Below are 14,428 nucleotides of genomic sequence, written 5' to 3'. Positions count from 1 at the left end.
TTTATCACCTCTTTTAAAAATAGGTAATAAAGGTACTAATAAAATAAGGATAAAAACGAAATTATTTTTTTTCTGTTAACAATGTTTGCGGCATGATAAAAGAAAAAGTGCTTCCTACACCGACTTTACTTTCAATATTCAGTATTGAGTGATGATGTTGTAAGGACTTTTTGACAATCGCCAATCCAAGCCCTGTACCACCTGTGTGGCGGGAGCGCGCTTTATCTACACGATAAAAACGTTCGGTTAAGCGCGTTAAATGTTCAGCACTGATACCCGGCCCATTATCTGACACACTAAACAACATACCTTGTGGTACTTTTTTCCAACTCACGCGAATAGTCGTACCCTCAGGGGTATGATTTATGGCGTTATAGACAAGGTTAGATACGGCACTACGCAATTGCTCTTCATTACCACGAACAGCCCATTTATGGTCAATATCAAAGATGATATTTTGTTGTTCTTGGCTTAATGAGTGCGCGTCATGCTCAAGCACGCTTAATAGCGCAGGCATATCGACAACCGTGTTCAAATCAATATGAGGCGCAGATTCAATACGTGAAAGCTGTAACAGTTGTTGTACTAATAAGTCCATACGCTTTGCTTGCTCTTGCATGGTCTTAATCACTTTATGTTCAGCCGGGTTTTCTGCGGTATTCTCTTCCATCATCTCAAGATAGCCTTGAATAACCGTTAAAGGTGTTCTTAATTCATGGCTCACATTAGCAAAAAAATCACGTCGCGAATTTTCTAACTTATTCTTCTCGGTCACATCGCGAGCAACCATTAAACGTTGATCATCCGCATAAGGCATCACCCGAAATTCAACAATAGCACCATTATTTAATGCAATAGTTAAAGGGCGGCTAAAATCGGCGACGGTGAAATAATGTAAAAAATCGGGATAGCGCAATAAATTAAAAATATTTTGTCCATTATCATCAGGCCAACGAAAGCCTAGAAGATGCTGAGCAAGACTATTACACCAAAAGATATTTCCTTCATTAGTGATCATCACAACGGCATCTGGTAGGCTCTCCGCCCCGCTACGAAAACGCTTAATTAAATCACCTAATTCTCGACGGCGTTTACGGTTACGTTGCTGTGTTTGTCGTATACCATAAAAAATAGGCTCCCAGCCCCCTTTCCCTTCTGGGGGTAATACTGATCTATCGAGCCATAACCATTTAGATAATTTCATTAAATTATAGGCGTGCCATATCAAGGCACTCAGTAATGAGACCACGAGCAACCAAGGAAGGTGGCCGATAAATAGTGATAATACAAAGGCAGGTAAACAAAATAGAAATAGCCCCCACACGAGGGCTTTCCATGAGAGTCGTTCTAACACCAGTTAATTACTCCCTTATCAACTCAAAATCGAGCAGAGAAACGATATCCCGTTCCTCGTACCGTTTGTATCATTCGGTCATGGCCATCTTGCTCTATAGCTTTACGCAATCGACGAATATGTACATCGACAGTACGATCTTCGACATAAACATTGGTGCCCCAAACATAGTTTAGCAACTGCTCTCGGCTATATACACGTTCGGGATGGGTCATAAAAAAGTGGAGAAGTTTAAATTCGGTAGGCCCCATATCAATGGGTTTATCTTGACTGGTAACTCGATGTGAAACAGGATCAAGACTTAATCCATTAAATTCAATCACATCTTCTGCCGACATCGGTGACAATCGTCGTAAAATAGCCTTTACCCGAGCCACCAGCTCTTTAGGCGAAAAAGGTTTAATCACATAGTCATCTGCGCCTGTTTCGAGACCTTTGACTTTATCTTCTTCTTCCCCTTTTGCTGTTAGCATAATAATAGGAATATCACGGGTATTATTTTCACGCTTCATCTGTTTAATCACTTGGATACCCGAGCCTCCGGGGATCATCCAATCTAATAAAACCAGATCAGGGTAAGGGTCAATCAGAAAACTCAATGCAGTATCATAGTCCTCAGCTTCAATAGGCTGAAAACCATTTTGCTCTAATACAAAACAGATCATCTCTCGAATTGCGGTTTCATCTTCAACAACAAGAATACGCCTTGCCATACTCTATCCTGTGTTATTTATATAGAGGGTCATAATGATTATGAGGCACTTTTATGACAGATTTATGACTGACTATGACAATACTGGAATACAGTGTCATTGTTAAGGTAAATAAGGCTAAAATTGGTGTGATTTCACTCAAAATACGTAGCTCATAGGTGGATTTTCACTAAAAAAGTAAGGTGCGCTATACTGACGGCAGTTAACATTAAGGGATAGCAATGCGGATTATTCACACCTCAGATTGGCATTTAGGACAATATTTTTTTACAAAAACTCGCGCCCAAGAGCACCAACAATTTCTCGATTGGCTATTAGCGCAAATCCGTGAACAACAAGTTGATGCAGTTATTGTTGCAGGGGATATCTTTGATACTGGCTCCCCCCCCAGTTATGCCCGAGAGCTTTATAATCGATTTGTCGTCGCAATAAGAGATACTCAGTGCCAACTGATTATTTTAGGGGGTAATCATGATTCTGTGGCAACGCTAAATGAATCTAAATCACTGTTAGCGTGTTTAAATACCACCGTCATTGCTAATGTTCACACTGAAACCCCACAAGCCCCTATTATTCTTTATCAAAAAAATCACACACCTGGAGCATTACTTTGTGCAATCCCCTATTTACGCCCTAGAGATATGATAAATAGCAAAAGTGGGCAATCGGGAGCAGACAAACAGGGCGCTTTAAAAGAAGCGATCGCAGATTATTATCAACGCCAATATCAAGCCGCGCTCGACTTACGAAAACAACTCAATGTTAACATCCCTATCATTGCCACAGGGCATCTGACAACGATTGGCGCCAGTGTTAGCGATTCGGTACGTGAAATTTATATCGGCACATTAGAAGCCTTTAACGCAACCCTATTTCCTCCATTTGACTATATCGCCCTTGGTCATATTCATCGCCCACAGCGCGTCAATAAATCGGGTCATATTCGCTACAGTGGTTCACCTATTCCATTAAGTTTTGATGAAAGTGCACAACAGAAAAGTGTTTGTCTTATCGATTTTGAGCAAGATAAGTTAGCGGAAATGACACTATTACCCATCCCTGAGTTTCAGCTATTACGCACTCTTTCAGGCTCGTTACAAGAAATTGCCACACAACTCGAAAAGTTAGCAACACAATATAATGAAATGGATACCACGATTTGGCTAGATATTGAAGTTTCAACTCAAGATTATCTCAGTGATATTCAAACCCGTATTCAAGAGCTAACTCAATCGCCACTCTTTGAAGTGATCGTATTAAGAAGAGCGAGAAAACAACGTCAAGCACTGATGCAAAATGAGAAAGAAACCCTAACTGAACTGACTGTATATGATGTATTTGAAAGGCGCTTAGCTCAACACCAGTTTGAAACCGAGGAAGACAAAATACGGTTAACCACACTCTTTAAGCAAGCGGTTGAAATGGCAGAGCAAGAGGATAACAACGCACGATGAAAATCTTAAGTCTGCGCTTTAAAAACATTAACTCACTCAAAGGCGAATGGAAAATTAACTTTGATCAAGAGCCTTTTGTTAGCAATGGACTATTTGCCATTACAGGCCCGACAGGTGCGGGTAAAACCACGCTCTTAGATGCAATTAGTTTAGCGTTATATCACAGAACGCCACGCTTAGATAAAGTAACCCAATCTCAAAATGAATTAATGACTCGTCACACTGCAGAATGTTTAGCTGAAGTGGAATTTGAAGTTAAAGGGGTTGCCTATCGGGCATTTTGGGAACAACGTCGTGCGAATTATAAAGAAGAGGGAAACTTACAAGCCCCACAGGCTGAGTTAGCAAAAATTAATCGTTTAGGCGGTGAAGATAAAGTTTTAGCCAATAAAATTAGCCAAGTAAAAGAAAAAATAATCTCGATCACCGGATTAGATTTCGATCGCTTCACTAAATCCATGTTGTTATCACAAGGGCAATTTGCTGCATTTCTCAACGCTGATGACAAATCTCGTGCAGAGCTACTTGAAGAGCTTACTGGTACAGATATCTATCGCCATATTTCACAAACAATTTTTAAACATTGGCGCGAAGAAGAGCAGGCTTTAAACACGCTAAAACAACAAGCTCAAATGATGGCATTATTGGATGCAACAACACGCCAAGAGCTATTAACACAACAAGCCAATATTCAAACACAAATAACAAGGTTACAAAAAGAGCAACAGGAATACCAAGTTGCTAAGCAATGGCAAGAAAAAGCGCTAGAAATTCAGCAACAACAACAATCAGCCCAAGCGGGACTCTATGAGGCTCAACAGGCATTAATTATTGCTCAACCCGATATTCAACGCTTAGAAAAAAATGAGCCAGCAGAAAAAATTCGCCCTCTTTATGATGAAAAAAATCGTCGTCTTACAGAGCAAAACTATTTAGCAACACAGTTAACAAGCTTAAAAACAGAAAAACAGGCTATTGAACAACAAAGCCTACCTATCAATAAAAAATTGGCAGCCTTTCATGAACAATTAAAAACGCATCATGAGAAAAAACAGCACACTTTACAGTTAATTCGTGAGAAGGTACTGCCTTTAGATAATCAATTGGTGCTGTTACAACAAGAAATTAGTACTAATAACCAACACAAGCATAAATTAGAAAAAATATGCGCTGAATATCTGCAACATTCTCAGTTAGCCGAGAAAAAATTAATCACCACACAACAACAAGTTAATCAATTAAATAACGACTTAACACAACACGCCTATCATGCACAACTTGCGGAAAATCTACCCTTATGGCAACACTATTTTCAGCAATATAATGAAATATCAAACCAATATCTTGCCAACCAAAAACGAGAAACAGCAGAGCAGGAAAAAGTCATAAGTTTGGAAAAAGCATTACAACAAGCTACCCAAACATTAGCCACCCAACAAGAGCAACTTAATTTACAGCAACAGCAACTACAATCTTATCAAACACAATTGGAAGCGCGTCAAAAAGCAGACAAACCCGATGAAATAAAACCGCGATTACAACAAATTAATCTGCAAAAAAATGCATTGGCAAAAATTATAAATTTACACACTCAATTACAACGTAATGGCAAAGAGCAGCAACATTATCAAACTACATTGAGTGAAAATCAGCAAAAAATAGCGACTCTAACCCAAACGATTGCAGAAAATGATCTGGCACTAAAAGAGAAAGCACAACATCTTAAAGATTTAAATGACAACTATCTTTTGCTACAAAAAGTCGCCGAATATGAGCAAGAGCGTGCACGTTTACTGAAAGATAAACCTTGCCCTCTATGTGGCTCAACACAGCATCCTTATGTAGAAACCTATCATGACATCAAACCAGATGAGACAAAGCTACGTTTAGAAGCATTACAACAGCAGGTGCATTCACTCACCATCACCTTAGCCGAACAGCGAACCCAACTGGTAAACTATGGCTCACAAAATAGCACCTTGAGTGACAATATCGCTCAGTTAACCCAAGAGAATAGCGTACTGACCCAACAGTGGCAGACGTTAGCACAAGCACACCATTTACCGTTAGTTGATGATGCAGATAACTTACTGACATTAGAACAATCATTAAATCAGCAAGAGCTTATTCTCACAGAAAAACTTGACAGTTATCAGCAATTAGAAGCCCAAACACATCAAAAGAATACGCATTTTCTCAATGCAAAAGAGCAATTTAATCAACAACAACAATCGGTTAAGCAACAGCAAAATGATTTAGATTATTTGCAAAAAACAATCAAAACCTATCAGCAACAAAGCGAGCACTTGCACCAACAGCAACAACAATTAGCACAACATATTCAGTCAGCGATTGAAAAACAAGGCTATACACTCCCTGAATTTGAGCAGTTCACGCCATGGTTGGCAGCTCGTCAACAAGAGCACCAGCAATATCAAAGTCAGTTAAAAGAGCTTCAGCTATTACAACAAAGCCTACGTGAACAGCAAGTGACGCAAAATGAAAAAAAACGTTATTTAGCAGAAAAACAGGCTGAACTTGAGGCGCTATTAGCAAAATTAAGCCAACAACAGCACCAACAAACACAATGGCAGGATCAACGACAAGCCTTATTTGGTTCACAATCTGTAGAGCAGGTACGTAGTGAACTTGATAAACATAGCCAATTTTTACAAACCCAGATTGAGCAATATACTCAAGAAAAAAACCAACTCGAAAACCGACTTAATCAATTAATTGGCCAATATCAAGAGAATGAAAAAGCCCTACAACGAGCAATAACACAAGCACAACAAGCCACTGAACACTATCAACACGCGTTAAAAGAGAGTCTTTTTGCCGATGAAAATGACTTTTTAGCCTCTCTATTATCGGTAGAGGAAAGAACACGTCTACAAGAGCAGCAAAAACAGCGACTTGATAAACTTTTACAAGAAAAAACGCGCCTTGAGACTCAAGAAAAAGCCTATCAACAACATTTATTACAACAACCATTACTCTCAACCCAATGTACTGCTGAGCAATGTAATATCCATTTAGACGACTTAGCAAAGCAACACAAAGCGTTGCAAGAAACACTATTTAGTCTGCAAATACAATTACGCCAAGATGATGAAAAACGGATAGAGCAACAAACACTATTAGCGCAAATAGCCAAACAGCAAGCGCATTATGATGATTGGAGTTATTTAAATGAGTTAGTTGGCTCTGCATCTGGTGATAAATTTAGTCGCTTTGCCCAAGGGTTAACCCTCGACCATCTTATCTATCTGGCTAATCGTCGCTTAGAAAAACTACATGGTCGTTACTTTTTACAACGCAAAACGACAGGTAGCCTTGAATTACAGATTGCCGATACATGGCAAGCAGATGCTCTACGCGATACACGTACACTTTCTGGTGGAGAGAGTTTTTTAGTCAGCTTATCCCTTGCCTTAGCGTTATCTGATTTAGTCAGTAATAAGACGCAAATTGAGTCACTCTTTTTAGATGAAGGCTTTGGCACCCTCGATCCTGATACACTAGATATTGCTTTAGATGCCTTAGATAGCCTTAATGCTTCTGGCAAAATTATTGGTGTGATCAGTCATGTTGAAGCGATGAAAGAGCGTATTCCGGTACAAATAAAAGTGAAAAAAGCGGGGGGTTTAGGAATAAGTCAGCTAGCACCTGAGTTTAGATATGGTAATAAGAGCAATGAAAATCAATCAGTTAAAGACTAGCTCTAATAATTTGATGTAAGTGGTTAAAATTTTTAGATATCAATAAATCACCCACAGCGTCTATAGTATGTGCATAGATTAGCTCAGGCTAAACAGCTTTAAACGCTTATATTTATCAAGGAGATAAGCATGTCTAACGCATTCACAGAATTAATGAAAAAACGTAGAACAATTTATCATTTAGGTAATCAACTGCCTATTAGCGAAGACAGAGTTGCTACGATCATCAAAGAAGCGGTTAAAGAAAGCCCTAGCGCATTTAACTCACAAACTTCTCGTGTTGTTGTTTTATTTGGTGAACAACACCAGAAACTATGGAATATCGTTAAAGATACTCTGAAAAAATTAGTCCCTGCGGATGCATTTAGCGCAACAGAAGCCAAAATTAATAGCTTTGCTGCCGGTGCAGGCTCCATCCTTTATTTTGAAGATACTGATATCGTTAAAGGGCTTCAAGAGCAGTTCCCACTGTATGCTGAAAACTTTCCTATTTGGTCAGAGCAAGCCAGTGGTATGGCTCAGCTTTCTGTCTGGACTGCCCTTGCGGCTGAAAATGTAGGGGCATCACTGCAACACTACAATCCAATTATTGATGATGAAGTTCACGCAACTTGGGATATTCCTCGCCATTGGAAATTAAGAGCACAAATGGTCTTTGGCTCTATCGAACAAGAAGCAAGTGAGAAAAATTATATTGAAGATGACGCTCGTTTTAAAATCTTCAAATAATAGACTTTAATATAGACATCTGATCCAAATACCCTCTTTTTATTTTCATTCCTTGCCCACAGCCTCTGTGGGCTTTTTTTTGCCCACGACAAATAACAAAGGGAGCAATAAAAATTTTCATGAGAGCCTATATGTAATAAATACAGTTCCAGCTTATTGGCACCCCATGAGTAAAAAAACATAAAAAAAGAGCAAAGTGCGTAATGAATACAAAGGTAGGGATGGACCCTTTGTGTTCAACACTTTGCTCTCTTTATTTAGTTACGCACCTCTCGTAAGAGGTGCTATTTTCACAAGGCGTATGAAAATATGTTATTTACGAGTAATGTTGTTCGCTTTTGGTTGAGCAATAGGTGACTGCTCAGCAAAGTATTTCACTACTGCATCAACATCTGGCACGCTGTAAACCGGATCTTTACCTTCTTTCAGTACAGAGAAGTTACTACCACCTGTTGCTAAGTATTCATTTGCAACTACACGGTAATTCGCTTTCATATCCACAGGCTTACCATCAATACGCATTGATTCAACAATCACACGTTGTCCAACAGGTGCTTTGCTGTCCCATGTATATTGGAAATTACCCGATACCGCTAATACTTGTGGACGTGAACGATCCCACTGTTGCTCTAATAAGCGTTTGATCTGCTCACCCGTTAATGTTTGTGTTAACAGTACATTAGAGAATGGTTGTACGGTATAAATAGCGTTATAAGAAACATCACCACCCGTCATATCAGCACGAATACCACCACTGTTCATTAAGGCGATTTGTGCGCCACCCATATCTTTTGGTTTTGCCGTATATAAATGGGCATCAGCAATAACTTGACCTAGACCCGATTCGCCCGCATCGTTAGTTTGCTTGGTTAAGTTACCTTCTAGTTTACCAATAATACGGTTCGCTAATGGTGTAGCAATTTTCTCGTAAGCTTCTAACAGTTTAGTGACAGCAGGATCTTTTTCATATTTGCGGTTATCAACCCAAATATTACGCGCTTCTACATCAACAACATCTTTCGTTGTTTTATCTAATTTCAGGTCGATACGCGTTAACATGGCGCCATTAGATTGTGCAGAAGTCACTGATCTACCGTTAATAGTACAGTTATAAGCTTGGTGAGTATGACCCGTTACAACAAAGTCAACCGCTGGATCTAATTGTTCAACCACACCAAGTACTTTACCTGTAATACCATTACATGCGTTGATATTTACTGGACCACCATCACGGCGCTGTGCAGCACCTTCGTGGATCAGAACACCAATCGCCTGTACACCTTGAGCTTGTAACTTAGGCACTAAAGCGTTGATTGTTTTTGCTTCATTGTGGAAGCTTAAACCTTCAGTTCCTTTTGGTGTCACGATAGCCGCAGTACCTTCTAAAGTTAAACCAATAAAGGCAACCGGAATACCATTGAACTCTTTAATCACATATTCAGGGAATAACGTTTTACCTGTTTCGTTAACAGTCACGTTAGCCGCTAAATATTGGAAATCAGCACCTTTAAATTCAGTAGGACCTTGACAACCTGTAACTGGATGGCAACCACCGTTTTGCTTACGCAGTAACTCACCCATACCTTTATCAAATTCGTGGTTACCCACTGAAGTTGCTTCTAAACCTGCTAATGACAGCGCTTCAATAGTTGGCTCATCATGGAACATTGAAGATAACAGTGGGCTAGCACCAACCATATCACCGGCAGCTACCACAATATTATTTGGGTTATCTTTTTTCAGCTCTTTGACCAGCGTAGCCATATGCTCAATACCACCAGGCTTGTTTGGACCTGGTGCTTTTAATGCACCATGGAAGTCATTGAGTGCAATCACTCGGACATCAACGACGTTCGCTTCGTCATAATTTTTAGCACAACCTGCTAATAAGACGGAGCTTACTGCAAGGGCTACGAGTTTATATTTATGGTTCATTTAAGTTTTATCCCTAGATCAATATTCACGTTTCGGACAATCAATCACTTCGAAATCTTTGCTATAACAAATATAGAATTCATCTCGATTAATTTGAATTTCTTTATCCTTCAATGATGGATTATTTTCTTTTAAGAACTTAATCAATTCACTATTTGAAGGGCGGCCTTCTGGTAACACTAATGCGTCAAATAACGCTTGTTGCTGACCAAAGAATGCTTCTGGCGTATCAAAGGCACAAACGCCATGTTTTTCCCATTCACCTTGCAATAAGTCGATACCCGGTGATGAACATAAGTAAGGTTTAATCGCTGAGTATTCTAATGGTGGTAAATCCCCTTTACATAAACGAGGATGCTTGCGTATGTCTTTCCAGTCACGGCATTCATCCCATGATTTACCATCGCAGGTTTCAGCCCATAGCCCATGAACAATCCAGCCAAATTTATTATCTGAGAAACACTGGATTTCAAATTTATCGAATTCGCGTTTAGCACGCTCTTTTTCGTTATCGTTATTTAAACGCTTAATATTATTTTTTTTATAATCACAAAAAGCCGGTGAGTAATTAATGGCTAATTTAAAGTAATCTGTTGATGCTTTACTATTTTGACCATAACGATCATTTGTCGCAATATAGTCATAATTGGCAGTAGGTACATCAGGTAAAATACAAGATACGCCTTCAACTAATTTTGCTTGCGGTTTTAATGGTTGTTTAACTTCAGGTGCTTGTGTCACACAACCCGCTAAAATAACAGCTAAAATAGCAGGTAATAGCTTTATAAAGCGCATAAAATCCCCTTAAAGAGCAATAACTGCACTCTTTCACGCCAAAACATGAGAACGACCTGCCCGAATGGACAGGTCTATAAGATTATTTCTTCTCAGTTAGGTCGATTTTGTAAATTGCAAAACCGATATCGTCATTTTCCACAAAGGTCATTGGATACTGAGCAAAATCTTTAATAAAGTTAGCGGCTTTTTCACTTGGTGAAGTTTCAAAGCGAACATCTAATTGTTTATCTGTCTTGATCGGTAAGAAAGACCAATTATTCGCAGCTTTTGTTGCAACTTCGCCATTTTCTTTCGTTTGCTTAGCAATATAAGAAGCTAAGATTGCACGGTTTTCATCTGGTGATGCAAAGGCGATATTGCTTTCACCTGTACCCGCAAATTTACCACCGTATCCACGATAGTTATTGGTTGCAATTAAGAAAGTTGCTTTAGGATCGATAGGTTTGCCTTGGTAAGTGACATTTTTGATACGGTTTGCATCTTTATTGACAACTTGGCAATCAACGTCATATTTAGCAGGCTGAGTTAAATCAACTTTATACTCTACGCCACTGATAGTGTCGAAGTTATAAGTACGGAAACCATCCCAGTTGATTAAGTATTGTGGTTTAGTTGAGTTAGGATCAACTTGGTTCCACATACCCGCTGAACATTCTAACCACTCAACAACATCTGCACCGGTTGCTTTTACAACCACTAATGTATTTGGATACAGATATAAGTCTGCTGCGTTACGGAATGTTAAGTCACCCTTTTCTACTTCAACGAAGTCTGCAGGTGCATTTTTACGTCCGCCGGCTTTAAATGGTGCTGCTGCACCTAATACTGGCAGGCCGTCTAAGTTCGGATCACCTTGAATAAAGTGTTTAGTATAATCAACCTGTGCATCGTTAACGATTTGTACCGTTGGATCACTTTGTACTAAAGCTAAGAAGCTATACATATTAGCTGACGCTTTACCAATATGTTTTCCGACGAAATCACGAGTACCTTGGTGCGCTTTTTCAATGATTTGCGCTAACTCGGCATCACGTTCAACTAATGCTTTTTTGTTTGCTTTATCAAAGATAGGACGCGCTTCACCCGTTGCTTGGGTCATCACCCATTTGCCGCTGTCGTTATTGATAACCATATCGACAACACCTAAGTGATCACCCCATTGGCCAGGCATTACTGCTGGAACACCATTTACAGTGCCTTTAGCAACATCAACACCTTTAATGCCTTCAAATTCTTTACTTGGGAATACGCCGTGAGCATGACCAAACATAATAGCGTTAATGCCATCAACTTCACTCAGATAATAGACTGAGTTTTCAGCCATAGCTTTATAAGGTTCAGAAGAGAAACCAGAGTGAGGGATAGCCACAATCAGATCCGCACCCTCTTTTTTCATTTGAGGAACGAATTTTTTCGCTGTTTCTGTAATATCATTGACAACGACTTTTCCATCCAGATTGGCTTTATCCCAGATTAAAATCTGTGGTGGTACAAAGCCGATATAACCAATCTTGATAGTGTGCTCTTTGCCATCACGATCTTTTACTGGTGTATCAACAATGATATAAGGTGTGAAATAGTTTTTGCCTGTTTTCGCATCCATGATATTGGCATTGATATATGGGAATTCAGCGCCCGCAATGGCTTTTTTCAGGTAATCTAAACCATAGTTAAATTCATGATTACCAAAGTTACCTACGGTATACCCCATGGTATTCATTAACTGGTGCGCTGGATGAGCTTCCCCTTTCTCTAAGCCTTTAGCTGCTTGATAGTCAGCCAGTGGACTACCTTGGATCAAGTCACCGTTATCCACTAAAATCGCATTGGTTGCTTCAGCTTTCGCGGCTTTAATTAAATTTGCCGTACGAACATAACCAAACTGTTCTGTTGGTTTGTCTTTGAAGTAGTCAAAGTCGATTAAGTTACTGTGAACATCCGAAGTCTCCATAATACGGAGATCGACTGTCGCAGCATTCACATTGAATGCGACCAACATTGCTAATGTTGAGATTTTCAACACATTCTTAACCATTACACACCCCTTATATATTGGTTAACAGGAGAGCACAGTTGCTCTCCTTTTATTACTTCTGTCAAACAATACTTGCTTTGATAAAACTAGAAGTACAGACGCATACCAGTTTCAAAGATATATTGTTTTTTATCTTCATAAGCTGGGTTTTCGCTACGAGCATCATCATATGCCATTTCAGCGAATAAACGTAAGTTGTTGTATTTAGATACCGCAAAACGTTTATCTACACCCACAGTATAGGTTTCTTTTTTGTAGTTGAAAGTGTTAGCATCGCCATCACGCAGGTAATAACCCGCATACATACCACTTTCGATACGATCCCAGTGCCATTTCACACCAACACCATATAAATTCGCTTTCCAATCGCCTTTAACTGAGTTCCATTTATAGTCTTTCTCAGTTGCACCTTCTCTTAAGGTTAAGCCAGTATTTTTACCGCGAGATTGACCATAGTCGATACCGATAGAGAATTCGCGACCAGGGAAGAAGTATTCAGCACCGAATGCTAAGATACTATTTTCTGGTTTTTTATTACCAACAACACTATCTGGGTATAGATTAGGCTCACCTACAGCTGCTGAGTAACCCGCATCAAACTCTAAACCGAAAGTTGATTTATAGAAACCAACGACAGAATAGGCATGACGGATATCACCGGTTCTGCGATCGCCATTTTTTCCATCACCATCATTATCTTTACCATCTTTACCCGTTAAAGTTGCCGCTAATTTAAAGCCTTCATAACGGTTTGTTTCAATAAAGATAGTTTGTGGTAAACGGGTCATAAAGTTGTTTTTACCAACCCCTTTACTTGAATAACCTACTGCACGGCCTAATACATCACTAAAGTAAAATACCCCTGTATTACCATAGCCGTAGCTTGATTTTTTTACCCAGTCAATTGGGATATAAGTACGACCAAATTGGATTTGTCCATAATCACGATGAGAAAAACCGACATAGCCTACGCGGTTGTACAGATCAAAGTTTGTTTTCTCATTATCACTGTTGGTTTTTTGAGTATCTGAACCCCACTCTAACTTACCAAACACTTTGATATCGTTAGTCAGTTCATGGGAACCAAAGAAACCGATACGGCTACCATCATCACGCATACGCATTTCATGATCTTTACTTGTCACTTGCGTTTTTAAACGGAACTGACCGTTAACATCAAAACGTGTACCTTTATCGTTGTACACATTTACTGCGTTTGCAGATCCCGACAGAACCAATAAACCTACCAGCGCTGCTAAAGGCTTTAAGCTTTTCATGATTAAAATACCCATCTATTTTCTATAGTTTTATGATTTTCTTTCTAAGGTTAAAAATAATACCGCCGTCTATGATTAACCCTGATTTCAGTTCAAAGAGCCGCCGCCACGGATCTCAAACAAGAAAATCGCTTTTACAACCGTTCATTTTTATAACTGCTATTATTACTCTACTTAATTTTCTTACAGGCTTTAATTTCCTTGACACAGAGATATTCACCAATAAGACACAAAAATAATGTCCTCATTACTATTTAAATAAGGGCATTGCTTTTATTTCTATCCACGAATCGAGTAGAGCATTGAATTTTCGCTGGCATGTTACTCAAAAAAAAGCCTAACTTTCGTGATATAGCCCACAATTACATCAAAGTATATTTTCATGGTTACATACCTGAGTGATGAGCTTCA

The 14,428-nt window shown here is 39.2% G+C and carries 9 protein-coding genes; 3 read left to right on the top strand and 6 right to left on the bottom strand.

Features of this window, described 5'->3' with window-relative positions; translation table 11 throughout:
* Positions 1–61: 61 nt before the first annotated feature.
* Positions 62–1,354, bottom strand: coding sequence for a phosphate regulon sensor histidine kinase PhoR (phoR, locus tag PMI_RS00255; protein WP_004245160.1), 1,293 nt, complete (start codon positions 1,352–1,354; stop codon positions 62–64).
* A 23-nt stretch (positions 1,355–1,377) separates the two neighbouring features.
* Positions 1,378–2,067, bottom strand: coding sequence for a phosphate regulon transcriptional regulator PhoB (phoB, locus tag PMI_RS00250; RefSeq protein WP_004249004.1), 690 nt, complete (start codon positions 2,065–2,067; stop codon positions 1,378–1,380).
* A gap of 221 nt (positions 2,068–2,288) precedes the next feature.
* Here phoB and sbcD point away from each other — a divergent pair, with 221 nt between their 5' ends.
* The 3 genes from sbcD to PMI_RS00235 all read left to right on the top strand — a co-directional run bounded on the left by sbcD (position 2,289) and on the right by PMI_RS00235 (position 7,972).
* A complete protein-coding gene (gene sbcD / locus PMI_RS00245; protein WP_012367451.1) occupies positions 2,289–3,521 on the top strand; it encodes an exonuclease subunit SbcD in 1,233 nt (410 codons plus the stop codon).
* Positions 3,518–7,243 carry an SbcC/MukB-like Walker B domain-containing protein gene (locus PMI_RS00240; RefSeq protein ID WP_012367450.1) on the top strand — a complete coding sequence of 1,242 codons (3,726 nt, stop codon included), beginning with the start codon at positions 3,518–3,520 and terminating at the stop codon, positions 7,241–7,243. The genes sbcD and PMI_RS00240 overlap by 4 nt, the downstream gene beginning before the upstream one ends.
* A gap of 129 nt (positions 7,244–7,372) precedes the next feature.
* Entirely contained in the window at positions 7,373–7,972 is a 600-nt protein-coding gene (locus PMI_RS00235) for a nitroreductase family protein (RefSeq protein ID WP_012367449.1), read from the top strand.
* A gap of 312 nt (positions 7,973–8,284) precedes the next feature.
* On the opposite strand, the gene PMI_RS00230 is transcribed toward PMI_RS00235, so the two are convergent.
* From PMI_RS00230 to PMI_RS00215, 4 genes are all read right to left on the bottom strand, one after another.
* Complete coding sequence (locus tag PMI_RS00230) at positions 8,285–9,907, bottom strand: bifunctional metallophosphatase/5'-nucleotidase (RefSeq protein WP_004245168.1); 1,623 nt, start codon at positions 9,905–9,907, stop codon at positions 8,285–8,287.
* Between the two features lie 18 nt (positions 9,908–9,925).
* Positions 9,926–10,702, bottom strand: a complete 777-nt coding sequence (locus PMI_RS00225; RefSeq protein WP_012367448.1) for a ribonuclease T2 family protein — start codon at positions 10,700–10,702, stop codon at positions 9,926–9,928.
* Between the two features lie 82 nt (positions 10,703–10,784).
* Positions 10,785–12,740, bottom strand: coding sequence for a bifunctional 2',3'-cyclic-nucleotide 2'-phosphodiesterase/3'-nucleotidase (locus PMI_RS00220; protein WP_004248998.1), 1,956 nt, complete (start codon positions 12,738–12,740; stop codon positions 10,785–10,787).
* An 86-nt stretch (positions 12,741–12,826) separates the two neighbouring features.
* Complete coding sequence (locus tag PMI_RS00215; protein ID WP_223231988.1) at positions 12,827–14,017, bottom strand: porin; 1,191 nt, start codon at positions 14,015–14,017, stop codon at positions 12,827–12,829.
* Between the last annotated feature and the right edge of the window lie 411 nt (positions 14,018–14,428).

The organism is Proteus mirabilis HI4320 (assembly GCF_000069965.1).
GTDB lineage: Bacteria > Pseudomonadota > Gammaproteobacteria > Enterobacterales > Enterobacteriaceae > Proteus > Proteus mirabilis.
The sequence above is the reverse complement of the archived record's forward strand: the minus strand, read 5'-3'. Positions and strand labels throughout refer to the sequence as shown.

Coding starts and splice junctions, on each gene's coding strand:
- phoB (WP_004249004.1), bottom strand. CDS start 2,067: ATGGCAAGGCGTATTCTTGTTGTTGAAGATGAAACCGCAATTCGAGAG.
- sbcD (WP_012367451.1), top strand. CDS start 2,289: ATGCGGATTATTCACACCTCAGATTGGCATTTAGGACAATATTTTTTT.
- PMI_RS00240 (WP_012367450.1), top strand. CDS start 3,518: ATGAAAATCTTAAGTCTGCGCTTTAAAAACATTAACTCACTCAAAGGC.
- PMI_RS00235 (WP_012367449.1), top strand. CDS start 7,373: ATGTCTAACGCATTCACAGAATTAATGAAAAAACGTAGAACAATTTAT.
- PMI_RS00230 (WP_004245168.1), bottom strand. CDS start 9,907: ATGAACCATAAATATAAACTCGTAGCCCTTGCAGTAAGCTCCGTCTTA.
- PMI_RS00225 (WP_012367448.1), bottom strand. CDS start 10,702: ATGCGCTTTATAAAGCTATTACCTGCTATTTTAGCTGTTATTTTAGCG.
- PMI_RS00220 (WP_004248998.1), bottom strand. CDS start 12,740: ATGGTTAAGAATGTGTTGAAAATCTCAACATTAGCAATGTTGGTCGCA.
- PMI_RS00215 (WP_223231988.1), bottom strand. CDS start 14,017: ATGAAAAGCTTAAAGCCTTTAGCAGCGCTGGTAGGTTTATTGGTTCTG.